This is a genomic window from Streptomyces sp. BA2 (assembly GCF_009769735.1).
Lineage (GTDB): Bacteria > Actinomycetota > Actinomycetes > Streptomycetales > Streptomycetaceae > Streptomyces.
This window is the reverse complement of sequence record NZ_WSRO01000002.1, coordinates 8964013-8986023: the sequence shown is the minus strand read 5'-3', so window position 1 is coordinate 8986023 and position 22011 is coordinate 8964013. Positions and strand designations below refer to the sequence as shown.

Genomic DNA, 22011 nt, shown 5'->3' with positions numbered 1-22011 from the left:
GCGCTTGGCTGCGGGCGCGGGCAGGTCGCCCATCACAGAAGCTCTGCGAGGCGTTCCACCTGGTTCGGGTCGAGGCCGTGGCAGTAGAGCATGACCTCGTCGGCGCCGAGGTCGGTGAAGGCGGTGATCGCGTCGCGGATCTCGGCCGGGGTGGTGCGGAGTCCGGCAACCATGCGGTCGGGCGTGCCGGTGAAGGCGTAGTACGCGTGCATGTTCGTCCGGGCGTCGTCCACCACGTCGTCCGGACCGAGCGCGACGTTGAGCTGCGCGACGATGCGCGGTTCGCCGTCGCGGTCGTACTCCTTCCAGAACTTGCGGGCGGTGTCGAACAGGCCGCCTGCCCAGGCAGGTGGCGCGGCGGCCAGGAAGCCGTCGCCCCAGCGTGCGACGCGTTCGATCGCGGCGGGCTTGAAGCCGCCGAAGAGCACCTCGGGGCCGCCCGGCCCGGCGGGCGCGGGACCGATCGGGCCGACGCCGTCGCCATACGGTTCGCCGGACCACAGGCGGCGCATGACCGCCATCTGCTCGTCGAGGCGTCGGCCTCGGGTGCGTATGTCGGTGCCGGTGACCTGGTGGTCGTCTTCGCGGCCCCCGACGCCCAGGCCGAAGGCCAGTCGGCCGCCGGACATCTGATCCAGGGTGGCGGCCTGCTTGGCGAGGAGGGCGGTGTCGCGCAGCGGGGCGAGCAGCACCTCGGTCTGGACGCGGATGCGGGAGGTGGCGCCGGCGAGGAGTGCGAGCGCGACCAGGGGTTCGGGGTTGTCGTAGACGAGCCGGTCGAGCAGGCCCAGGGTGCTGAAGGGGCCCGCGTCGGCGCGCTGGGCCCAGGTGAGCAGGGTGGCGGGGTCGCCGATGGGCAGACCGATACCGACGTTCATGACGGAGACCTCCGAAGGAAGGGTCGACAAAGAAACTGCCGCCTCCCCGGCACCTCAGCGAGGTGGGACGCTCCCGCTCTGCGGCGTGCTTCTGGGGAACGTCTCGTCGAAGTGGGCTCACTTTAGGATCAGTTGGTCGGCGGGACAACCGAATTACTCGGATTACCCGGATTACGAGGACGTCCGCGCCGCCCGCGCAGTCTGCTCAGCGGTGGATGTCCGCGCCGGGGCCGAGGGGCAGACCGAGGCCGTAGAAGAGGCCGAGGACCGCGAGCCAGGCGATCAGGAACGGGACCACGAACACCGAGAGCCGGGACAGGACCGTGCCGAGCTGTGCCCCGGGTTCGTAGCGGCGCAGGATCGTCAGCATCAGGAAGACGTACGGATTGAGCGGCGTGATCATCTGGGTCGCGGAGTCACCGATCCGGAACGCCGCCTGGGTGACGGCGGGTTCCATGCCGAGGAGCATGAACGCCGGTACGAAGACCGGCGCGACCAGGGACCACAGGGCCGAGCCCGAGGTGACGAACAGGTTCAGGACGCAGACCAGAAGAACGAACAGGACCAGGCCCGTGAAGCCGGTCAGGCCCGCGGACTCGAGCAGGTTCGCGCCGTTCACCGCGAGCAGGGTGCCGACGTTGGACCAGTCGAAGACGCCGATGACCTGGGAGATCACCAGGATCAGCACGATGTAGCCGGACATTCCGGTGATCGACTCGGCCATCATGCGTGGCGCGTCGTCGGCACGCTTGAGCGTGCCGACGGTGCGGCCGTAGACGACGCCGGCGAGGACGAACGCGACGAACAGCAGCGGCACGATGCCGTCGAGGACCGGCGAGGGGACGAGCGCGCCGCCCTCGCCGCGCAGCGGGGAGCCCGGCAGCAGCCAGCAGGTGACCACGGCGGCCGCGTAGAGCAGGACGGCGAGCCCGGAGCGCAGCAGGCCTGTGCGCTGTCTGGCGGTGACGGTGACCGTGACGGAATCCGCCTCGGCTGCGGGCCCGGCCTCCGAATCGGCCGCCGGGTCCGGATGGGGCAGCCGGGGTTCTAGGACGCGGGAGATCAGGAAGCCGCCGATCAGGGCGAGCACGCAGCTGGCGGCGGCTGTGTAGAAGTAGTTGATGAGAATGTGCGTGGGGGCGCTCTCGCCGCCCGGCACGACCGCGGCGGCCTGGTGTGTGATGCCGGTGTAGAGCGCGTCGAGCGCGCCTATGGAGAATCCGGCCGCGTAACCGGCGCAGACGCAGGCGAAGCCGCCGATGAGGCCCGCGATCGGGTTGCGGCCCGCGTTCTTGAAGGCGAGTGCGGCCAGCGGCGGGATCACCAGGATCGCCACGTCGCTCATCAGGTGCGCCTGGCAGGACACGAAGGCGACCAGGTACGGCAGCAGCCTCCTCGGGGCCCGCGCGATGGAGGCGCGTACGGCCGTCTCGAGCAGGCCCGTCTTCTCGGCCACGCCGACCGCGGCCATCATCAGCAGAACCGTGCCCAGCGAGGGGAAGCCCGTGAAGTTCGGGATGAAGTTCTCGAGCAGCCAGCGCACGCCCTCGCCGCTGAACAGGCCCTTGACCGCGAGCGTCTTGTCCTCGCCCGGCACCGTGACGGTGGTGCCGGTGGCGGCGAGAACCGTCGAGACCGTGCCGATGATCAGGAACAGGCCGAGGAAGAGCAGCACCGGGTGCGGCAGCTTGTTGCCCGCGCGCTCGATGCCGTTCAGGACCTTGTCGAGTACGGTCCGCCGCGGTGGTTCGCCGGCCGGCGTCTTCGCGGGGGTTGTCGAGGTGCTCATCCGGCCGCTCCTTGCGATGGTGTGCCGCTCGCCGCGGGGGCGGTCCGCGCCAGGCCGAGCGTGTCCTTGCGTACGGCGCCGCGCTGGGCGACGAGCACGATGCGGGCCGGGTCGGCGAGCACCGAGATGTCCGCGAGCGGATCGCCGTCGCACATCACCAGGTCGCCGTGTTTGCCTGCCTCCAGCGTGCCGATCTCCGCGGAGAGGCCGAGGAGTTCGGCGGCGCTGCGGGTGCCCGCCTCGATGGCCCGCTGCGGGGTCATGCCCAGCGACACCAGGTGGGAGAGCTCGCGCAGGTTGCGGCCGTGCGGCACCATCGCCGCGTCGGTGCCCATGGCGATGCGTACGCCGTCGGAGATGCCCGCCGCGATGTTCTCCCGGGTGATGCCGGACCAGCGGACCTTCTTCTCGTAGTGGAAGGGCTGCATGGTCGAACGGTCGATGCCGTCGAACACCGTCGACAGGGTCGGCACCACGAACGTGCCGTGCTCGCCCGCCAGTTCGCGTGCCTGCGCGGTGAGGCCGTAGCCGTGCTCGACGCTGCTCACGCCGCCGCGGATCGCGTTGACGATGCCCGCGGTGCCCTGGGCGTGGGCCGCCACGGGCCGGCCGCCGTGCCGGGCCACCTCGTCGACGACCGTGCGGATCTCCTCGACGGTCAGGCCCTCGTCGTCGGGCTGGTCGTAGGGGCTGCTCATGCCGCCGGTCGCGCAGACCTTGATGACGTCGGCGCCGGAGCGGAGCAGACGGCGCACCGCGACCCGCACCTCGTCCGGGGTGTCGGCGATCTCGCCCACGCCTGCACTGGGGTCGAAGCCGCACTCCGAACGGAAGTCGGCGTGGCCGCCGGTGTGACTGAGGATGCGGACCGCCGTGTGCAGCCGGGGCCCTGTGGTGAGGCCCGCAGCCACCGCGTCCCGATAACCGGCCGGAAGACCGCCCAGGTCGCGGGCGGTGGTGATGCCCGCCTCCAGGGTGATGCGCAGCCGCTCGGCGGTGCGGAAGGTCTCCACGGTCGGGTCGGACTCGTGGCGGCGGACCATCTGCCGGGGCGATTCGATGGCGAGGTGGACGTGGGTGTCGATGAAGCCCGGCAGGACCGTGCGTCCAGCCGCGTCCACGGTGCGGGCCCTTGCGGGCGCCTCCGGTGCCGTGGCGGCGGGCCCGGCGTGAACGATCGTGCCGTCCTCGTCGATGTCGATGACGGCGTCCGTGACGGGGGCCGTTCCGGTGCCGTCGACGAGACGGGCTCGGATGATGCGCAGGGAGGAGAACTGTGCGTGGCTCATGGCCGACGATCCTCGGTATCAGGGATCACGACTGTGTAAAATCGCCGGAATCTTTCACCACGACGCCGCTGACGCAGGATTCCGTACACGTCATGGAAACGCAGCGAGCGCACACCCTGGACGAACTGGACATGGCCATCGTGCACGCCCTCCAGATCCAGCCCCGGGTGCCCTGGGTGCGGATCGGCGAGGTTCTTGAGGTCGACGCGGTGACGGTCGCCCGCCGCTGGGACGGCATGGTGCGCGCGGGCATGGCCTGGGTCGACGGCTATCTGTCGCCCGGCCACGACGAGGGCGTCTACGCTCAGGTCGAGATCGACATGGACGGACGCCTGAGCGAGGACACTATCGGGCAACTCGCCCGTGATCCCCACGTGTTGAGCCTCAAGCAGACCTCGGGCGGGCGCGATCTGCTCGCGATCGTCGGTGCCGCCGACCTCGACGGCCTCGCCCGGCTCTCCGGCGACCGGGTGTCGCAGCTGCCCGGCGTACGCGCCGTACGCAGCCATGTCATCACCGCGGCGCCCTTCGAAGGAGCGTCCTGGCGGCTGCGCAGCCTCACCCGGCAGCAGCGGAGCGCCCTGACCGTGGAGCGGCCCGCGGTACCCGACGAACCGCTGCGGCCCCTCGACCGCCGCATCGCCCTCGCGCTCGGCACCGACGGCCGGATGCCGCTGACGGATCTCGCCGAGACCGTCGGCGCCTCCGCCGCGACCGTCCGGCGCCGGCTGCGTGTCCTGACCGGTTCCGGGCGGCTCTCGCTGCGCTGCGCGCTGGCCCGGCCGCTGACCGGATTCCCGGTCTCGGTCGTCTACTTCGGCTCGGTGCCCGCCCAGCATCTCGACGAGACGGTGACCGCGCTGCGCACCCTGCCCGGCCTGCGCATGTGCAGCATCACGGCGGGCGCGCACAATCTGGTGCTCGACATCTGGCTGCCGGCGCTGTCCGAGGTCCACACCACCGAGGCGCTGCTCAACAGCCGCCTCGCACACCTGGATCTGCGCATCACGGAGCGTGCCGTGGTGCTGCGCACGGTCAAGCATGTGGGGCGGGTCCTTGACCGCAGAGGGCACAGTGTGGGCTCGGCGCCGCTCAACTACTGGGACGAGTAAGGGGTTTGGGGCCCATGCGCCCTTTCCTCACACACCTCTCTCCCTCGTGAGCGACCGCAGGGCGAACAGCCGGGTGAGCGGGTGGAAGCGGTAGCGGCCCGGAGCCCTCGACTCCAGGAACTGCACGTCGACCAGCTGCTCCAGGATCACCTCCGTCGTCGACGGCTCCTCGCCGGTCGCCGCTGCTGCCTCCGGGACCGTCAACTCCCCCTGCTCTGCCGCCAGCAGGGGCAGTGCGAGTGCTGCCACCCGGCCCGTGGGTCCGCGGGCCAGCAGCTCTCGGTGGCCCGCTTCCAGAGCCGCGTACATGTCCAGATCCGCGAAGGACAGCTCCGCAAGGCGACGCTCCGGGTCGGCAAGGCGGTCGGCGAGTTCCCGCACCGGCCACCGGGGGCGCGCCGCCAGGCGGGCGCCCGCGATGCGCAGGGCCAGCGGCAGGTGATCGCAGTGGTGCGCGATCGCCTCGGCGGCGGCACGTTCGGCGGTCAGCCGTCCCGCTCCCGCCCAGAGGCCGAGCACCTCGACGGACGCCGCGGGCGGCAGGGGCATCAGGTGGAGGTGGACGGCGCCGTTCAGGGCGGCGAGGACACCCCGGCTCGTGACCAGGACCGCGCAGCCGTGCGCCGCGGGCAGAAGGGGACGCACCTGGGCCGCGTCCAGGGCGTTGTCGAGGACGATCAGCACTCGTCGCTCGGTGAGCAGCGTGCGGTAGGCCGCCGCCGCGTCCGCCACGCTGTCCGGATACGGCCCCGACGCACCCAGCGCGCAGAGGAAGCGCCTGAGGACGACGTCGGGCGGAACGGGATGCTCGTCGCGGCGTGAGCCCCGCAGGTCGGCGTAGAGCTGACCGTCGGGGAACCGCTCGCCGAGCCGATGGCCCGCGTGCACGGCGAGCGCCGACTTGCCGACGCCCCCGGGGCCGTCGAGCGCGACCACTAGGGGGCCTTTGCCCCGCGGCGCCGGACCGAGCACGTCGAGCTCAGCCATCTCCCGCTCCCGGCCCGGGAGTTCGGGGATGTCGGCAGGCAGCTGGCGAGGGACGGGAGGGTGGCGAGGGACCGGCGGCGATGAGCCGGCGCCGTCCGTGCCGGGAGGGCCCGTGCGGCCGTTGGTGGCCGGGCGGGAGCGGCGCGCCTCCTCCACCCGGTCGCGGGCCGTCGCGAGAAGACGCAGCTCACGGCCGGTGGCGCCGAGCAACTGGACCAGGGTGTCGAAGCGGTCGGTCGGTGGCAGGGTCTTGCCCGCGAAGTAGTCGCCGATCACCCCGTGCGCCCAGCCCGTTCGCGCGGCCAGTTGCCGGTAGGTGATCTGTGCGCCTCCGTCCCTGCGGGCGGCGCGTCTGCGCAACTGGCGCAGCAGCACGGCCAACGCGTCGGCCGTGTCCACGGAATCCACCGGGCCGACGTCTGCCGCCGCCTCCCGCGGTCCCCCGTCCGACGGGTGTCCCGCCGCCCCCGTTCCCGCTGGCATGGTTCGCATCCTCCGCACCGGCTCGCGCCCGGGCGACGCCGTACGACCGTCGCCTGGCCGAAGCCATCCGGACCTGTCCGGTCGTGCCCGATTTCGAGGATCGCCCCCCGGGTCGCGCTGCGAGCATCCGTCTACCGCTCGGATCCCGCGTATCGGCGACCGGGCACCGCACCGGCTGTCACTACGGCATTCGTGAAATGCCGTCCGCCGGTTTGGTGCGGCTTCCCGTCGGACGCCGCAGGCCGGGCGTGGCAACACCGCACGACCGACATCGGACAACCAAGGAGGCACGACCTATATGAGCAGGGTCTGCAACAAAGCCCCCGGCCTGCCTGACGGCAGCGTGGCCGAACAGTCCCTCTACGAGCGCGTGGACGGCCCCATCGCCACCGGCTCGGCCCACTTCATGCGGGCGGGCAGCGAGCTGCACCTGATGCATTCCGACCTGGAGCTCAACGACGTGCGCCAGGCCGCCCTGCGGGTGCGCTGTGCTGCCGCAGCAGTCCGGGCCGCGCTGGTGGAGTACCGCGCCTCGCACCGCGTCGCCCAGGAGCTTGGCTTCTACCCGGTCCACGACGAGCGGCTGCGGGTCGCGGGCGGCGGGACCGCCCCGGTGCGCGAGACGCTCGGCGCGGCCCGCGACGCGGACCTGGTCCAGCTGGACCGGACCGCCGTCGAGGCCATCGCGCTGCGCTACGAAGAGGGCGGGGACGAGGCGGCGTTCGGTCACTTCGTGTCCGAGCTGACCGGGTTCTCGGCGGAGCTCGAGGGCTTCGCGGCGCACGCCGCCGAGGCCGGTGCCGCCGACTGGCAGCGCGTGGCCTGGCAGTTGCTCACCGGATTCGACCGCATCCGGATCTACGGCCAGGCACTGGCCGTCATCAACATCCTCGGTATGACCCCCAGCGCCGTCGCCGTCACCGTCGCCGGCCAGGAAAGGAGGAACGGGATATGAGCGCCGTCTGCAACAAGCTCCTCAGTCTCAGTGAGGAGGACCTGCGCGACAAGAAGCAGCTCGCGCTGGCAGCGGGTACCGAACTGAACGCGGCCACCAGCGAGTTGTGCCGGGCCCTCGAACTCGCCGAGCACGGCGACGGGGTGGCCGGTGCCGCCGTGTACGCCGCGGCGGCACGGGACCGGCTCGGCGGCGCCGCCCGGATGCTGGCGCAGGTGGCCGACATCCTGGCGACGGGCACGCTCACCAGGGAGACCGCCGCGTGGTACAGCAGGCTCGACTTCGACCGGCTCTACCGCTCGGGCGTCAGCCTGGGCCAGGTGCCGCAGTCGGCCGAGCTGTGGCAGGCGTTCACCCAGCAGGCCAGGACCGGCGGCCCGCTCGGCACCTGCCACGACATGCGCGACCGTACGCTCGCGGTGGCCGTGCTGATCGGTGACTGGCTTGAGCGGATCGACGCCCCTGCGGCGGACACCGCGCTGCCGCGGATCCAGTCCGCCATGGCCGACCTGGCCGCGTACGCCCAGCTGGTCGCCTTCGCCAACAAGGTGGAGCCGCGGGACCCGGCATGGGTGATCGCGCAGGACGCTGCCGCGTAGCCGTACGCAGGAAGCCGTACGCAGGTAGAACGGAGGAGCGCCGGCCCGGGCCGGCGCTCCTTTCCTGCCTTTCGCAGAGGTGCTTCAGAGCCGCCGGACTCGCAGCACGCCGGTCAGCATCGGGAGAGTGAACTCGCCGTGGGCGGTCTCCGGTCCGTTCGCGAGGAAAGCGTGGATCCGGCTCAGCGTGGCTTCCTGTTCCTGTTCCGGCATGACCAGCATCCCCGCGCGCGTCGCGAGGGTCGCGACGAGTGAGTCGGCGGTGCGGCGCTGGCCGTGCGGGAACTCGGCCTGCTCCGGCGAGCCGAACCGAGCGGCGGCGCCCGTCTTTGGAAGGTGCATGTCGGCTGTCTCCGCGCGCCAGCTGGTGGGCGTGTCACGCGGGCCGATGGCCGCGCTCCCGCCGACTCGAGCGAGCCCGGCAACCCACTCGACGCGGTCGTCCATGACGTTCCACAGACCGGCCAGGATGCCACCGGGTGCGAGGACCCTGGCGATCTCGGGTCCCGCGACGGCCATGTCGAACCAATGCATGGCGTTGCCGGCCAGCACAGCGTCGACGGATGCGTCCGGCAGCGGTATCGCCTCCGCACTACCCGGCAGGGCACGGACAGTCGGCAACGAGCGGCGCAGCTCGGTCAGCATCGCCGGGTCGGGCTCGACCGCGATGACTTCGGCGCCCAGCGCGACCAGCATGGCGGTCAGCTTGCCGGTTCCGGCGCCGAGGTCGAGCACGCGCAGGCCGGGCGCCGCCTCGATCGCCCAGCGCACCGCGGTCTGCGAGTAGTCCGGACGGTGCTCGGCATAGGCGGCCGCCGCCGCGCCGAACGACGAGGCGTGAAGCAGCCGTTCATCCCGGTCCATGCGGCGACGCTATAGATGTCGGCGGCGGTCGGCCACCCCACCTGAGCACTTCGTCGACAGCCACTCGTCACCTGTAGGCGCGCGCCTGGAGCCCGTACATCTGCGCATAGAGCCCGTCCTGCGCCAGCAGTTCCTCGTGGCTGCCCGTCTCGGCGACCCGGCCTCGGGCGAGTACGACGATGAGGTCGGCGCTGCGCACGGTCGAGAACCGGTGGGAGACCAGCAGCGTGACCGTGGCCGGACGGCCGCCGTCCGGCCGGTGACGGCGCGCTGCCTCGATGTAGCGCTCGAAGATGACGTGCTCGGTCTCCGCGTCCAGGGACGCGGTCGGCTCGTCGAGAATGCGCAGCAGGGGTTCCGGACGCATCAAGGCCCTCGCGAGCGCCACCTTCTGCCACTGGCCCGTCGACAAGTCGATCCCGCGCTCCCAGCGACTGCCCAACTGGGTGTCAAGGCCGTCCGGCAGCGTGCCGGGCAGGCCAGTGGCTCCGCTTCGGCCGAGGGCTTCGGCGACCGCCCGGGGGTCGGCGACACGCGACAGGTCCCCGACGCCGACCGTCTCGCGGAGGGCGAACTCGAAGCGCGCGAAGTCCTCGAACGCGGCACCGATCCGCTCACGCCACCGCTCGGGAGGAAGGGCGTCGAGGGCGACTCCGTCGACCGTGATCCGGCCCAGCGTCGGTTCGTACATCCGGCACAGCAGTTTGACCAGGGTGGACTTCCCGGAGCCGTTCTCACCGACCAGGGCCACCACTCCCCCGGCCGGCAGCCGCAGTTCGACGTCGTGCAGTGTGGTCACCGCAGTGCCGGGATAGCGGAAGGAAAGCCCCTCGACGGCGATGTCATGGCGCAGCCTCGACGGGACGGCCGCCGCCCCAGAGGTACGGGAGGTGTTCGCGGGCGCGAGGCTCGCCTTCTCGGCGTACGTCCGCAGCCAGCGCAACCGCTCCGCGCTCTGCAGGAGTTCGACGACGGCACCTGTGGCCTGCACGAGTCCGCCGACATGCCCGGTGAACCGACCGGCCAGGACGACGGCGAGCAGCACAGCGCCAAGGCCGGTCTGCCCTGTCACCGCGAGATGCACGACGAAGGCGACCGAACCGATCAGGCCGAGCGAGTTGAGCAGCCCGGCCGCGCAGCCGATCGCGGCGAACCGCCACTGGGCCCGGCTCGTCACGCTGTCGGCTCGGCTGCGCAACTCGCCCACCCTGGAGCACAGTTCCGGCCCCGCTTCGAAGACGCGCAGTTCCTTTCCCGCCTTCGGAGAGGTGGCGAGGCGGGCCAGGCGTGCGGCGAGCCGGTAGTCGGCCACCGTGGTCTCCTGGGCGCGGGCGATGATGCCGCGGGCGGAGATCTGCAGGCGCAGGGCGAGTGCCCCGATGAGCGGGAGCGCCAGCAGGGCGGGGTGGACGGTGGCCAGGAGCGCGGCGGTCACCAGGAAGCCGCCGACTTGTTCGAGCAGGTTGAGCACCCAGTTGAGCAGGGCTCCCATGGCCAGGGTGCGGTCACGCAACAGATGGAGCCGGTCCTGGAACGCGGGCGACTCCTGGTAGCGCAGCCCGGGAATGCCAGCGGCGAGCCGGGCCAGCAGCCGGTCGAAGGCGAAGCCCACGCGCTCGCTGAGCCCGATCCTGGCTCCGATGGCCGCCAGTTCGACCGCCTCCCACACGCCGAGGCTCATCACGAGCAGGAGCGCCGCCGTGACCGTGGACTCCAGCAGCCCCTGCTGCACGCCCTCGGCCATGGACCTCAACCACAGGGCCTGCAGGGCCGCGAGACCGGCCGCGGCGGGTACGAGCAGCAGCCCGAGCACGGCGAGTTTCCAGGACTCCCGGAAGGACTCGACGACCAGGGTGCGCAGCGCGTCGAGCACGCCGCGCCACCCGTGTTCGTGTTCGGACAGCTCAGGAGGGTCGATATCGACGTCACGGACGCCTTCCGAAAAGCCCTCCGAATCGCCCTCCGAGACGCCCTCCGAGACGCCTTCCGGCGCCGCACGATCCACCGGCGACGGGCCTCCGGACAGCGGAGGGCCGACCACGCTGGGGCCAGTGTCGTCGTCGGCGAATCGCTCCGCCTGCAGCCGGTACATCCGGGCGTATCTGCCGCCCAGGGCCATCAGGGCGTCGTGCGAGCCGCTCTCCACGATCCGCCCGCCGTCCATGACATGGATGAGGGCGGCCTTGCGTACGCCCGAGAAGCGGTGCGAGACCAGGATCGTGGTGGCGCCCCCGCTCACCGTCAGGAACCGGTCGAAGAAGTCGGCCTCCGCCCGCGCGTCGAGATGCGCGGTCGGCTCGTCGAGCACGAGCACGGCTCCCGACCGCGCGGCCAGGAGCGCGCGGGCGAGCGCGACTCGCTGCCACTGGCCGGCGGACAGATCGGCGCCGCCCGCGAACTGCCGGGAAAGCACGGTGTCCCAGCCCGCCCCGAGCCTGCCGGGCAGTTCGGCGCCGTCGGCCAGTTCCAAGGCGCGCTCCAGTGCGCCCGCGTCGCCGCTGGCGTCCGGGGCGCCCATCGCCACGTTGTCGCGCAGTGTCAGCGGGTACTTCACGAAGTCCTGGAAGACGACGGAGATTCCTCGGCGCCACTGCCGCGCGTCACACGCGCGCACGTCCGCGCCGTCCGCCGTGATGCGCCCGGCGTCGGGCTCGTACAGCCGCGCGAGAAGTTTGATCAGCGTCGTCTTGCCGGAGCCGTTCGCCCCGACGATCGCTACGGAGGCCCCGGCGGGAATCTCCAGGTCGAGCCCGCGCAGTACGGGTTGATCCGTGCCGGGATAGGTGAAGTCCACGGATTCGAAGGCGATTTCGCGGCGGAGCGCCAGGGCCCGGCCGTTCGCGTGACCGTTCCCGCCGGCCCCCTGGCCATGGACGCAAGTACGCCGCCCCTTGCCGCCGTTGCCCCAGGCGTTCCCCGGCCTGCGGTCGCTCCGGGCCCTGTTGTCGGCGGCCCCCCGCGACTCCAGCGCAAGGAGCGACCGCAGCCCCAGCAGCGCGTCACGCACCATCAGATCGTCATCGCCGACCCAGCCGAGTGCGGGCAGGGCGAGCGCCGCCTGGGCGCTGATCACGAGCTGGGTGAGCCCCAGGTCACCACGCGCGGCGGCGAAGGCCGCGTACCCCAGGACCAGGCCCTCCCCCAGCACCACGAACCCCACCGCGCCGTACGCTCGCCGAGCTGCCGTCCCGCGGGTGGCCCAGACCTTGGCCATGCCGGACTGCCAGACGTCCGTCATCCGGCCCGCGAGCCAGTCGCCGAGCCCGAAGACACGTATCTCCTTTGCGGGTTCGGGGTCCACGGCAAGTGACCGCAGATAGCCCGCCCTGCGGATCACCGCACTCGCGGACTCCATGCTGCCGTGCACCTGCCGTGACAGACGCAGATAGGAGCGATAGGTCAGCACCGCAGCGAGCCCCAGCAGGAGCGGCGCCCACCACGCCAGTGGCGCCAACAGAACGAGCAGACCGATCCCTTCGAGCCTCGGGCGTACGATCTCGGGGAGCAGGGCGGCGAGTTGGTCCGGCCGGGTGCCCTGCTCGGTGGCCAGGCGCAGCGTGTCGGCGTATCCCGGCTCTTCGAGGTGTCCGATGCCGTCCGGGCCGGTCCCGGCCGCGATGGCCCGGTCCTCCACCACACTGGCCGCCCGCAGCCGCAGCACCGCCGCGATCCCGCTCTCCAGGGCGCGCATTCCCGTGCGTACGAGGGTCAGCGCGCCGAACACGGTGAGGACGACCAGCGCGCGCCTGGCCTCTGCCGACCCGGCTCCCCCTTCCACGGCTCCGGGCAGCGCGCCCACGAGCCTTCCGGTCGCGACGACTATGAGCGGGCCGGTGAGCGCCCCGCAGACCACGGTCAGGGTGAGCGCGACCGTGTGCCGCGGCCCGGCTCGCCACAGCAGCCCCCCTGCTGCCGTCCACTCCTGCCACGTACGCATCCCGGCCTCCTGAGCCGCGCGCCACCGTCGGGAGGACGATGCTCACAGAGGAGCCAGGCATCCGTCCGACGGTCCCGGCCACGACCGGACACCACCGGTCAGCTGCCGCGTCGCGACGTTGCCGGGTTACGCGCCCCCGCCCGGGTCGCGCCCATCATCGGAGGTGTATGAGCGAGCCAGGACGCGCTCAGCCGGCGTGTGACTCAGCGAAGTCCACCTCGGCCGCGGACAGCACCCGGATACTCCGGCCCGGGAATCCGAGGTGCCGGAAGATCTCGTTGTGGTGAGCGATCGACTGCGCCGGAGAGGCGTACTCGCCGCCCTCGGGCCGGACGGACGTGGTGTGCCCATCGGCGACCACCACCAAGTCGTAGCCATGGCTCAGTGCCTGCCGCGCCGTGGTGTCCACGCAGATCTCCGTCGCGAACCCCGTGACGACCACCTCGGTGATTCCCAGCGTCTCCAACGTCTTGTCGAGATCCGTGCCCAGGAAGCTGTCCGGGCTCGTCTTGTGGACGATCGACTCCCCGTCGGCGGGCGCCAGTTCGGACACGACTTGCCACCCCTGGGTTCCCGCCTCCATCCCGCCGCCCTGGTCCTGGATCGTCACGACGGGCACGCCGGCGGCCATGGCGCGTTCGCGCAAGCCTGCGATCACGGCGACGGTCTCGGCGGGCCGGTAGGCGATGGACACCGGGGTGTTCTGCATGTCGATGACGAGGAGCGCGGAGACGTGTGGCATGGACTCACGGTAGAGGGGCCGACGGCCCCGGCTGTCTTCACCGCCCCCGAGGACCGCCCCGATCAGCCCGTGGCCGCCCGTCGCCTTCTCAGCGCCTCGCCGAGAGCCACGCGGACAGGGGTGGGCAGCGGCTCGCCCTCTGTCGTGGCGATCAACTCCTCTGCCACCGCGCGCAGTTTGGTGTTGGAGTGTTGCGACACCTCGACCAGAATTTCCCACGCCTCGTCCGCGGTACACGGCCCCAACGTCATCAGCATGCCCCGCGCCTGGTCTATGGACGGGTGGGACTCCATGGCGCGATGCAGATCGTTGACCTCGGTGCGCAGCGCCTTGATCTCGGCGACCTCATCCGCACAGTCGTCGTCGGGGGCCGGCTGCTCGGGATCGCAACGAGGGTTCAGTGCCGATGCGTTGAGAGAGTCCGGTGAGGAAGCCACCTGCTCTACCTCTCGTTTACTCAGGCTGCCTCTGGCGGGCCGGCAGAACCGCTGATGATCCGAGCATCGCAGATTCCCCACATCGATGGCCATAGTTTGTGATTCTGTGCGTGCGGCAGCGCCGGTGGCTGTCTGTCTCAACCATCCGGCGCCTACGTCGCACAGCGCTGTGCTTACGCAGCGATCGGGTAGCCACCTGCATTGATCTCAAACGGACAGTTGCCGACGGCCGATCGAGCGGGGGCCGGACATACCCTGTCCGGTTCGCTCTCCCCCGCGGCTAAGGCACGACACCCACAGGGTCGGCGGGACCCACGGGACCCGCAGGACCCACACGATCGAGGTCGCCTTCGATGCGGGTCTGGACGATCTGGGGTCGGTCCCAGAGGGCCAGGATTTCGTTGGCTATGGCCACCGTGGGCAGCGGGTCCTGGTCGCCGTGCACCTTGATGGCGGCGGCCGACAGGCTGCGCGGGACGGCTCCCGCGTCGAGGAGGACGCGCCATTCGGCCGGGCCGATCGCCAGGAACTCCAGCGTGTCGAGCCCGGCGATCTCCAGGGGGTCGGCGAGCGTGCCGGGGTAGGCGGCAAGCGTCCTCAGGCGGGGCAGGTCGGCGACCGGGGCGAGGCTGAGGGGCTCGGCGTCCCAGACGCCGATGGACAGGACCTCCAAGCCGGGGTGCGCGGCGGCTTCGATGCTCGGCAGGCTTCGTATGTTGACGTGAGCCACGGGCGGCGGCTGGTCTCCTCCTGAGCCGCCACGTCCCTCGCTCTTCCGGTCCAGCACCAGGTCGGTGAGCGAGTCGGCGACCAGGGAGGCTCCGATGTTCTCCTCGTGGCTGAGGATGATGATCTGTCCCGCGTGTCCGCGCGGGCCAGGTGTCAGATCGACCGCCAACCGGTCGCCGCCGCCGTTGTCCCCGAAGACGATCCAGCCGGGCGAGCCGACCAGACCCTGCACAGCGGCGTCGGGCGGGGTGACGACGGCTTCCATCGCCGCGAACTCCCAAGGGGATGGGCGGGACGACGCGTCGGCGACGTACAGGTCGTCCAAGGCGAAGAGCTCGCAGCCGACCGCCATGCACGCGCGTTCCGCGGCCTCGTAGTCGTCACCCAGGTCCTCCCACCGTGACCGTGTCACCCGGTAGAGCACCTTGAGCTCCTCCGGCAGGGGAACACCAAGGCGTGCCTCCGCAGCAGCGATCTCCGCCTCGGTCGCGCCGATGGCGTCGGGCAACCGCTCACGGAGCGTCCGCTCCAGCAACGCCGGATCCGCCGAAGTCGCCGGCACCGCTCCGGGCGACTGATCGGGCACCGGATCGGGAAGACAGCGCCAGGGCTGGGGAACGGCCCCCTCGACCAGGAGGAGCGCCCCCGGGTGCGGCGTCCCGATGCCGGACTCCACAGCAGGGCTGGGCCCGAGCAGACGGAGCGTGGCCTTCCCGTCCTGCGATATCTTCCCCGTGAACGAGACGGTGTCGACACCGGCGTCCGCGAGCGCGCGTTGCACCCGCTCCACCGCCTCCGTCTCGTCCCGCATGTCCTCGCCTCGGACGGCCCGACCGGGCTCCTGCAGCCGTCGCCGCAGGGGCAGACTCCAGCTCTGCCGGCTGATCCGTCCCGACACGCGGATGGACGGCGCAGCCTGCTCCCGCGCCCCGCTGTCCCGCAGAAGCCGCAACACGGGCTCCCAGGTCGCGAAGTCGCACACCGTGGGCACAGAGGGCGCAGAGGGCACAGAGGGCACGGAAGAATTCTGATCAACCATGTGAAGACCGTAAGGGCCGCCACTGACAACGCGGACGGACGTTGCGCTTCAGAGCCCTCTGGTGGGTTCAGCGCTGGCGGACAGGCCGTACGACGATTTCGTTGACGTCGACGTCGGACGGCTGCGCGAGGGCGTACGAAACAGCGCTCGCGATGGCGTCCGGCCCGATCGCGTGAGCCCGGTAGGCCCGCATGGCCTCGGCGGCGCCGGCGTCGGTGATGGTGTCGGCGAGCTCGGAACCGACCACGCCTGGCGAGATGGTCGTGACCCGGATCGAGGGGTCCAACTCCTGGCGCAAGCCTTCGGTGATCGCCCAGGCCGCGTACTTCGTGCCGCAGTAGACGGCGCCTGTGGGCACGACCTCATGGGCGCCGATGCTCGCGACCGTGACGAAGTGTCCCGAGCCCTGCGCGGCGAACACCGGCAGGGCGGCGGCGATCCCGTGCAGCAGGCCGCGGACGTTCACGTCGATCATCCGGTCCCACTCGTCCACGAGCAGGGAGTCCAGCCGGGAGAGGGGCATGACGCCGGCGTTGGCGACGAGGACGTCGACGCGGCCGTGGCGGTCGTGGGCTGCCTGGACGAAGGCGGCGACGTCCGCGCGGTCCGTCACGTCCAGCCGCACAGGCCGCAAGCTGCCGCCGGAGCGGGCGGCGGCCTCGGCCGTGCTCTCCGCCAGTGCGCGCAAGCGATCGGTGCGGCGCGCACCGGCCACCACCAGGTGCCCCTCGGCCACGAGTCGTGCGGCGACGGCCGCTCCGATACCGCTGCTGGCGCCGGTGACGAGGACGACCTTGCGGTCGGAGGGGTGGTCGGCGGGCGCGGCGCATTCCGGCTGTTGTGTGGTCATGTCATCGAGGCTGACCGGACCGGGGCGCCTGCGGGAGAGGCGGTGTCCTCCTGGGTGCAGCGCACCCAGGAAGCTCGGCGGGCCCGGACCTAGCATGTGCGCATGGCACGCTCAGAGCTCGGCGCCTACCTCACCACCCGGCGCGCCCTCGTCACCCCGGCCGAGGCGAACCTCCCCTCCACGGGGCACCGCCGCGTGCCGGGGCTGCGCCGCGAGGAGGTGGCCCTGCTCGCCGGGGTCAGCGCCGACTACTACGTACGCCTTGAGCAGGGCCGGGAGCGCACGCCCTCCGCGCAGGTACTCGACGCCCTGGCCGCTGCCCTGCGGCTCGAAGAGGACGGCCGGCTGCACCTGTTCCGGCTCGCCGGCATCGGGCCACGCGCCAGGGCCGCCGCCGTGGCAGGCCGGGTCGCGCCGAGCCTGCTGGCCCTCATGGACGCCTGGCCGCACAACCCGGCCATCGTCTACAACCGCGCGTACGACGTCCTCGCCTCCAACTCCATCGCCGACGCGCTCTTCCACGGATGGGCGCACTCGCGCAACCTCATGCACGTCGTGTTCACCGACTCCGCCGCGCGCGCCTTCTACCGCGACTGGTACGGCGTCGCGCGCAATTCCGTGGCCGGATTCCGGCTCGGCCACGGCGCGGCGCCCGATGACCCGCGGGTGCGGCAGGTGCTCGGTGAACTCCTGGAGCGGAGCCCGGAGTTCGCCGAGCTGTGGGCCCGTCATGACGCCCGGGGCAAGGCGCTGGAGCGTAAGCGCTTCGAGCATCGCGAGGTCGGTCCGTTGACGCTGACCATGCAGACCTTCGACGTGCGCTCGGACCCGGGCCAGGAACTCGTCGTCTACCACGCGGAGCCGGCCTCCCCCAGCAGCGAAGCGCTCGCACTCCTCGGCTCGCTGGCCGCCACCTCGCGCCGGGAGCCCTGAGCCGGCGTACGAACCAATTCGGAGGGAGTCCACCTCAACAACCCCCCTTCGGGCGGAGATGCGCGCTAGCGTCGCGGCATCGCACTGTCGGCGGGAGGGGCAGGGATGCGGCGCTCTGCTGGGCATTTCGCGCTGCTGCAACGGGTGGCCGACGTACAGCGCACCACCGATGGTTGGGCCACGGCAGGGCCGGGCCTCGATGAGCGCACCACGGGCCCTCTGGTGAAACTCGGGCTGGCTCGGGTGGCACCCCGCGAGGAACAGGCGGAGCTCTCCGCGAAGGCGGGCCGGCCGGTCCTGTGGGCGGTGCAGCTGACGGACGACGGGTGGGATGCGCTCCTCTACGCACAGACACGCGCTGCTCCGCCGACCGTCGAGGCCCCGGTGCCCGGACTTCAGCAAGTGGGCCTGCGCCGTGCCGAGTTGGTCGCCCTGCAACGGTTCATCGAGCTGCGCGGACGACTGCGCCACGGGCCCGCGCCCGGTCTTGAGTCGGCCGTGGAGGCGGCCCGCTTCAACCCCGCGTCCAACAGATGGGTCGTATATGTGAGCGGTGAGCAGATGGAGTCGATAGCGCGCGCGTTCTTCCTCGAGCGGCTGGGCGGATCAGCGGCGCCCGCCAACCGCTTCGCCCGTGTGTACGGGGTGAGTTACCGGGGCAGCGCCGGGCTCAGAGTGGATCGAGGATCATGAGGACCTCGTCGCGGTCGTCGCCCGGGGCGAGCCGGAGGGCTCCTGGCCACCGGCCGACTTCCTTCCAGCCAAGACGCCCGTAGAAGCCCTCCAGGCCGACGTCGCCACGGGCGGCAAGGCGAAGCTGCTCCAGACCCATCTCGTCCCGGGCGACCCTTCGTACTTCCTTCACCAGGGCGAGTCCGATACCGCGCCCGCGTACGGCGGTTCGGGTCTGGACGTGATGGAGGGTGCCCCAGTGCGCGATCAGCTCGAACTGGTCGCGGCGGACGTTGAGCCAGCCCACGAGTTCCCCGTCCGCCGTCGCCGTGAGGAGTCGGCTGGTGTCCGGGCAAAGCAGGTCGATGATGCGATCGAGAGCCGGAGTCACCGTGGCGACATCGACCGGCGGGAAGGGGAAGCCTGCCGCGCCGCCCGCGTTGGTGACCTCGACCCAGCACTCGGCGAGGGCGCGGCGGAGCTGGGGAGCGACGGCACCGGGCGTGGTGAGCTGCTGGACGGTCAAGGAGTCGGCTGAGTCGGGGATCATCCTGAGATCATCTCCCGGCCGGCGCGTAGGCTGGCGTCGGACTCGATGATCACGTGCCTGGGCGCACTCCTGCGATCCGTCGGCTCGGAATCCCGGTGTCGGTGGCCTGAGTTCGCCGGTGACGGCGGCCGGACGGACGACGGACGACGGAAGAAGGAGGCGGCGTCGGATGGGCGGAGATGTTCTGCGCTGGAGCGAATACCGCAGCATGCCGTGGAAGAACGGCGGCGGTACGACACGGGAGGTCGCGTCGGGCGCCGTGCGGGGACCCCTGGGCTCGGTGGAGCCGGCGGACGGCTACGACTGGCGGGTGAGTGTCGCGGACGTCGACGCGGGAGGGCCCTTCTCTTCCTTTCCCGGGATCGACCGCGTGATCACCCTGGTCGAGGGCGAAGGCATGGTGTTGACCGTGGACGGGACCTCGCAACTGGTGGAGCCGTTGCGCCCCTTCGCCTTCTCCGGCGACGCGGAGACGGACTGCCGGCTCGAGGCGGGCGCGGTGCGCGACATGAATGTGATGACCCGCAGAGGCCGGGCGACGGCAGAAGTACGGATCGTCACCGTCGCCGCCGCACAGGGTGTGGAGATGGAGTGCGCCGCGGGCGAGACCCTCCTGGTCATGGCCGCCACCGAGGGGATCGCCGTCGACGGACGACCGGACGGAAGCGGTCCGGACGGACGGGAAACCGCGCTCGGCCGTCTCGACTGCGTACGTCACGAAGGCCCGGGGACGCTGACTCTGCGGGGCGAGGGCACGGTGGCCGAAATCCGGATCACCGCGGCGCACGCAGTCGCCGTGTGACTATCCGTCGACGAGCCGCAGGGTTGTGATGCCGTCCCATCCGCGTGCGGTGAGTCTCTCCTGGATCGCCAGTTCGGGGGCGGCGCGTACGAGGAGGCGCTGGGGCGGCTGGAGATTGTTGGCGAGGGCTACGAGGATCTCCAAGGCACTGTTGGCCAGGTAGTGAACGCCGGTCAGGTCGATGGTGATCTCTTGTGCGGCGTGGCGCTGTGCGTTCAGGGCCATGGCCAGCGCGCCTTTGTGCGCGCCCAGGACCTCTCCGAACACGCACACACCGTCGGTGTCGGACGTCGGCAGGATGAGCAGCAGATCGTCGGCGAAGTAGCCGCGCATGGAAAGTCCCGGATGCCGTGCACCGTCGAGAGGGAGCGGAGCTCAGAAGGCGAAGCGTGGCCTCGGGGGGAGCGGTGGCGTCTCGCGGTGCCGAGTGACGGGCTCAGAGTCCCGCTGATGCAGCCGTTGGCGGTGGGGGCCTCACTCCGGGCCCGAGAGGTCGCCGGTACGCCGCTGCCGCGCTGACGGCGAGCAGTCATCCCACGGACTAGGCCAACAGACTACTCGCGCAGAGGCCTTGGCCGACAGAGTCGGGTCACGTGCCCGCCGACACCGGCGAGTCCGTACGGGAAGCCACCGAGTCCTGCGTCGCGGACTTCGGGATGGGCTGGTCGTGGCGCAGGGCGCTCCACACCTTGTGCGAAGCCTTCTCCAGCGGCAGGACCCGTCCCGAGTCCTGGGAGTCGTAGGTGACCGGCATCGTGACCATGTTGGTGCGGTCGGGGCTGATGCCCTTCAGTTCCTTGGCAAGACCGAGGAGTTTGTCCGCGGACGCCAGTTCGGAGTCCGCGCTGATGGTCTTGGTCGCGGTGTCCGCCAGGTCGTAGGACTTGGCCGGGCTGCCCAGCGGATCGACGGTGTCGGCCCGGTGGATCAGCGCCTTGATGAACGCCTGCTGGAGCTGGATACGGCCCAGGTCGCTCCCGTCACCCACGCCGTGCCGGGTGCGGACGAGCTCCAGTGCCTCCTTGCCCTTGAGCGTGTGCTTGCCCTCGCTCAGGGCGAGGCCGCTGTTGGGGTCGTGTATGGCCTTGTGGGTGGTGATGTCCACTCCGCCGAGCTCGTCGATGAGCTTCTGGAATCCCTTGAAGTCCACTTCGAGGTAGTGGTCCATGCGGACGTCCGACATCTTCTCGACCGTCTTCACGGTGCACGCCGGTCCGCCCACTTGGTAGGACGAGTTGAACATGGCCTGCTGCGCGCCGGCCGCCTTGCCGCCGTGCGGCTTCGCGCACTGGGGCCGCTCGACCATCGTGTCGCGCGGGATGCTGACGACCGATGCCTTCTTGTGGGTCTTGTCGACGTGCAGGACCATCGCCGTGTCGGCGCGGGCTCCGCTGATGCCGCTGCCGTAGTGGCCATGGGTTCCCGCCCGGGAGTCGGACCCGAGCAGGAGGATGTTCATCGAACCGTCCTTCTGCTCGCTCGGCCGGTCCTTCCCGAGGGCCGCGTTCATGTCCGTGCCCTGGATGTTGCCGTTGAGGTGCTGGTAGGCGTAGGCGGCACCGCCTCCGCCGATCAGGACTGCTCCCAGCGCGCCCCACGCGACGTACCGCAGGGTCTTCTTCTTCGGCTTGCGCCGGGAGCCCCGCACCCGCGGGGGCCCGTAGGCGGGCACTGCGGGGCCTTCGGCCATGTGCGCCTGCTGCTCGTTGCTGCTCTCGTGCGGCATGCGCTGCCCCTTCTCGTTGACCGGTAGAGCTCAGTGGGTTGGTCGACCGGTGGCTCAGTAGGCGGAGTCGACGTTGTCGATCGAGCCGTACTTGTCGGCGGCGTAGTTGGCGGCCGCGGTGATGTTGGCGACGGGGTCGGTCAGGTTATTGGGGGTGCCCGACACGTGGTAGGCGTCGAAGGTCGGCTGAATCACCTGGAGGAGCCCCTTGGAAGGGGTGCCGTTCTGCGCGTTCACGTCCCAGCCGTTCTGGGCGTTCGGGTCACCGGCGGACTCGCGCATGATGTTGCGGTGCAGACCCTCGTAGGAGCCGGGGATGCCCTTGGACTTCATGATGTCCAGGGACTCCTTGATCCAGCCGTCGAGGTTGTCAGCGTAGTTCTTGTCGGCCGCGGCGGCCTGGGAGACCTTCTTGCTCGCCGCGGTCGGCTCGGCGGCGTGGGCCTGCGAGGGCACCAGCGTGAGGGCGGCGGCAGCGGCACCAGCGGTGGCGATACCGGCGACGGAGATCTTGCGCAGTCGGGTGGTGCGGCCGGGCTTGGTCTGCGTCTGAGTAATGGCCATGCGGGGGTGACTCTCCAATGCGAAGTGTTTTGGGGGGCTCGGGCCAAGCGGGCGATTTCGCCCGATCGGTCCCG

General features: G+C 71.1%; 20 protein-coding genes. 6 read left to right on the top strand and 14 right to left on the bottom strand.

The features are described 5' to 3' along the window. Nucleotides 1-32 precede the first annotated feature (32 nt). From E5671_RS43030 to E5671_RS43020, 3 genes are all read right to left on the bottom strand, one after another. Complete coding sequence (locus tag E5671_RS43030; protein WP_160509626.1) at nucleotides 33-878, bottom strand: LLM class flavin-dependent oxidoreductase; 846 nt, start codon at nucleotides 876-878, stop codon at nucleotides 33-35. 205 nt (nucleotides 879-1083) lie between these two features. Continuing rightward, a complete protein-coding gene (locus E5671_RS43025; RefSeq protein ID WP_160509625.1) occupies nucleotides 1084-2667 on the bottom strand; it encodes an AbgT family transporter in 1584 nt (527 codons plus the stop codon). Continuing rightward, nucleotides 2664-3956 carry a metal-dependent hydrolase family protein gene (locus tag E5671_RS43020; protein WP_160509624.1) on the bottom strand — a complete coding sequence of 431 codons (1293 nt, stop codon included), beginning with the start codon at nucleotides 3954-3956 and terminating at the stop codon, nucleotides 2664-2666. The genes E5671_RS43025 and E5671_RS43020 overlap by 4 nt, the downstream gene beginning before the upstream one ends. A 92-nt stretch (nucleotides 3957-4048) precedes the next feature. Between E5671_RS43020 and E5671_RS43015 the strand changes: the two genes are divergently transcribed. Beyond that, nucleotides 4049-5068, top strand: a complete 1020-nt coding sequence (locus tag E5671_RS43015; protein ID WP_160509623.1) for an Lrp/AsnC family transcriptional regulator — start codon at nucleotides 4049-4051, stop codon at nucleotides 5066-5068. A gap of 27 nt (nucleotides 5069-5095) precedes the next feature. Here E5671_RS43015 and E5671_RS47180 read toward each other — a convergent pair whose 3' ends face one another. Further along, complete coding sequence (locus tag E5671_RS47180; RefSeq protein ID WP_160509622.1) at nucleotides 5096-6538, bottom strand: helix-turn-helix domain-containing protein; 1443 nt, start codon at nucleotides 6536-6538, stop codon at nucleotides 5096-5098. A 298-nt stretch (nucleotides 6539-6836) separates the two neighbouring features. Here E5671_RS47180 and E5671_RS43005 point away from each other — a divergent pair, with 298 nt between their 5' ends. After that, the gene (locus tag E5671_RS43005; RefSeq protein WP_160509621.1) at nucleotides 6837-7493 is read left to right on the top strand and encodes a hypothetical protein; all 657 of its coding nucleotides are present in this window, start codon (nucleotides 6837-6839) and stop codon (nucleotides 7491-7493) included. After that, complete coding sequence (locus tag E5671_RS43000) at nucleotides 7490-8092, top strand: hypothetical protein (RefSeq protein ID WP_160509620.1); 603 nt, start codon at nucleotides 7490-7492, stop codon at nucleotides 8090-8092. The genes E5671_RS43005 and E5671_RS43000 overlap by 4 nt, the downstream gene beginning before the upstream one ends. Nucleotides 8093-8176: 84 nt before the next feature. Here the strand turns inward: E5671_RS43000 and E5671_RS42995 are convergent, their stop codons facing one another. The 6 genes from E5671_RS42995 to E5671_RS42970 all read right to left on the bottom strand — a co-directional run bounded on the left by E5671_RS42995 (nucleotide 8177) and on the right by E5671_RS42970 (nucleotide 16690). After that, nucleotides 8177-8956 (bottom strand): class I SAM-dependent methyltransferase, encoded by a 780-nt coding sequence (locus E5671_RS42995; RefSeq protein ID WP_160509619.1) that lies wholly within the window; start codon nucleotides 8954-8956, stop codon nucleotides 8177-8179. 67 nt (nucleotides 8957-9023) lie between these two features. Further along, nucleotides 9024-12893: an ATP-binding cassette domain-containing protein gene (locus E5671_RS42990; RefSeq protein WP_160509618.1), complete on the bottom strand. Its 3870-nt coding sequence runs from the start codon at nucleotides 12891-12893 to the stop codon at nucleotides 9024-9026. A 187-nt stretch (nucleotides 12894-13080) separates the two neighbouring features. Next, a complete protein-coding gene (locus tag E5671_RS42985; protein WP_160509617.1) occupies nucleotides 13081-13635 on the bottom strand; it encodes an isochorismatase family protein in 555 nt (184 codons plus the stop codon). A 62-nt stretch (nucleotides 13636-13697) separates the two neighbouring features. Then, nucleotides 13698-14165: an ANTAR domain-containing protein gene (locus E5671_RS46665; RefSeq protein WP_237330370.1), complete on the bottom strand. Its 468-nt coding sequence runs from the start codon at nucleotides 14163-14165 to the stop codon at nucleotides 13698-13700. A gap of 187 nt (nucleotides 14166-14352) precedes the next feature. Next, nucleotides 14353-15792 (bottom strand): SMI1/KNR4 family protein, encoded by a 1440-nt coding sequence (locus E5671_RS42975; protein WP_160510794.1) that lies wholly within the window; start codon nucleotides 15790-15792, stop codon nucleotides 14353-14355. Nucleotides 15793-15907: 115 nt separating this feature from the next. After that, nucleotides 15908-16690: an SDR family oxidoreductase gene (locus tag E5671_RS42970; protein ID WP_160509616.1), complete on the bottom strand. Its 783-nt coding sequence runs from the start codon at nucleotides 16688-16690 to the stop codon at nucleotides 15908-15910. A gap of 102 nt (nucleotides 16691-16792) precedes the next feature. On the opposite strand from E5671_RS42970, the gene E5671_RS42965 reads away from it, so the two are divergent. After that, nucleotides 16793-17623, top strand: a complete 831-nt coding sequence (locus tag E5671_RS42965) for a helix-turn-helix domain-containing protein (protein WP_160509615.1) — start codon at nucleotides 16793-16795, stop codon at nucleotides 17621-17623. Nucleotides 17624-17728: 105 nt separating this feature from the next. Further along, entirely contained in the window at nucleotides 17729-18316 is a 588-nt protein-coding gene (locus E5671_RS42960; protein ID WP_160509614.1) for a DUF6417 family protein, read from the top strand. On the opposite strand, the gene E5671_RS42955 is transcribed toward E5671_RS42960, so the two are convergent. Next, nucleotides 18294-18845, bottom strand: coding sequence for a GNAT family N-acetyltransferase (locus tag E5671_RS42955; protein WP_160509613.1), 552 nt, complete (start codon nucleotides 18843-18845; stop codon nucleotides 18294-18296). The two genes, E5671_RS42960 and E5671_RS42955, sit on opposite strands and share 23 nt — an antisense overlap. 169 nt (nucleotides 18846-19014) lie before the next feature. Between E5671_RS42955 and E5671_RS42950 the strand changes: the two genes are divergently transcribed. Further along, nucleotides 19015-19647, top strand: coding sequence for a HutD/Ves family protein (locus tag E5671_RS42950; RefSeq protein WP_202121479.1), 633 nt, complete (start codon nucleotides 19015-19017; stop codon nucleotides 19645-19647). On the opposite strand, the gene E5671_RS42945 is transcribed toward E5671_RS42950, so the two are convergent. The 3 genes from E5671_RS42945 to E5671_RS42935 all read right to left on the bottom strand — a co-directional run bounded on the left by E5671_RS42945 (nucleotide 19648) and on the right by E5671_RS42935 (nucleotide 21937). Then, nucleotides 19648-19980, bottom strand: coding sequence for a hypothetical protein (locus E5671_RS42945; protein ID WP_160509612.1), 333 nt, complete (start codon nucleotides 19978-19980; stop codon nucleotides 19648-19650). 256 nt (nucleotides 19981-20236) lie between these two features. Continuing rightward, entirely contained in the window at nucleotides 20237-21373 is a 1137-nt protein-coding gene (locus tag E5671_RS42940) for an LCP family protein (protein WP_160509611.1), read from the bottom strand. A 54-nt stretch (nucleotides 21374-21427) separates the two neighbouring features. Further along, on the bottom strand, nucleotides 21428-21937 hold the full coding sequence (locus E5671_RS42935; RefSeq protein WP_160509610.1) for a transglycosylase SLT domain-containing protein: 510 nt from the start codon (nucleotides 21935-21937) through the stop codon (nucleotides 21428-21430). Nucleotides 21938-22011 lie beyond the last annotated feature (74 nt).

Bases quoted from the DNA above. Each gene is read 5' to 3' on its own strand.
- E5671_RS42945 (WP_160509612.1), bottom strand. From the start codon at position 19,980: ATGCGCGGCTACTTCGCCGACGATCTGCTGCTCATCCTGCCGACGTCC.
- E5671_RS47180 (WP_160509622.1), bottom strand. From the start codon at position 6,538: ATGCCAGCGGGAACGGGGGCGGCGGGACACCCGTCGGACGGGGGACCG.
- E5671_RS42960 (WP_160509614.1), top strand. From the start codon at position 17,729: ATGCGGCGCTCTGCTGGGCATTTCGCGCTGCTGCAACGGGTGGCCGAC.
- E5671_RS43030 (WP_160509626.1), bottom strand. From the start codon at position 878: ATGAACGTCGGTATCGGTCTGCCCATCGGCGACCCCGCCACCCTGCTC.
- E5671_RS42995 (WP_160509619.1), bottom strand. From the start codon at position 8,956: ATGGACCGGGATGAACGGCTGCTTCACGCCTCGTCGTTCGGCGCGGCG.
- E5671_RS42985 (WP_160509617.1), bottom strand. From the start codon at position 13,635: ATGCCACACGTCTCCGCGCTCCTCGTCATCGACATGCAGAACACCCCG.
- E5671_RS42990 (WP_160509618.1), bottom strand. From the start codon at position 12,893: ATGCGTACGTGGCAGGAGTGGACGGCAGCAGGGGGGCTGCTGTGGCGA.
- E5671_RS42940 (WP_160509611.1), bottom strand. From the start codon at position 21,373: ATGCCGCACGAGAGCAGCAACGAGCAGCAGGCGCACATGGCCGAAGGC.
- E5671_RS42965 (WP_160509615.1), top strand. From the start codon at position 16,793: ATGGCACGCTCAGAGCTCGGCGCCTACCTCACCACCCGGCGCGCCCTC.
- E5671_RS42950 (WP_202121479.1), top strand. From the start codon at position 19,015: ATGGGCGGAGATGTTCTGCGCTGGAGCGAATACCGCAGCATGCCGTGG.
- E5671_RS43015 (WP_160509623.1), top strand. From the start codon at position 4,049: ATGGAAACGCAGCGAGCGCACACCCTGGACGAACTGGACATGGCCATC.
- E5671_RS42970 (WP_160509616.1), bottom strand. From the start codon at position 16,690: ATGACCACACAACAGCCGGAATGCGCCGCGCCCGCCGACCACCCCTCC.
- E5671_RS46665 (WP_237330370.1), bottom strand. From the start codon at position 14,165: ATGGCCATCGATGTGGGGAATCTGCGATGCTCGGATCATCAGCGGTTC.
- E5671_RS43000 (WP_160509620.1), top strand. From the start codon at position 7,490: ATGAGCGCCGTCTGCAACAAGCTCCTCAGTCTCAGTGAGGAGGACCTG.
- E5671_RS43005 (WP_160509621.1), top strand. From the start codon at position 6,837: ATGAGCAGGGTCTGCAACAAAGCCCCCGGCCTGCCTGACGGCAGCGTG.
- E5671_RS43025 (WP_160509625.1), bottom strand. From the start codon at position 2,667: ATGAGCACCTCGACAACCCCCGCGAAGACGCCGGCCGGCGAACCACCG.
- E5671_RS42955 (WP_160509613.1), bottom strand. From the start codon at position 18,845: ATGATCCCCGACTCAGCCGACTCCTTGACCGTCCAGCAGCTCACCACG.
- E5671_RS43020 (WP_160509624.1), bottom strand. From the start codon at position 3,956: ATGAGCCACGCACAGTTCTCCTCCCTGCGCATCATCCGAGCCCGTCTC.
- E5671_RS42935 (WP_160509610.1), bottom strand. From the start codon at position 21,937: ATGGCCATTACTCAGACGCAGACCAAGCCCGGCCGCACCACCCGACTG.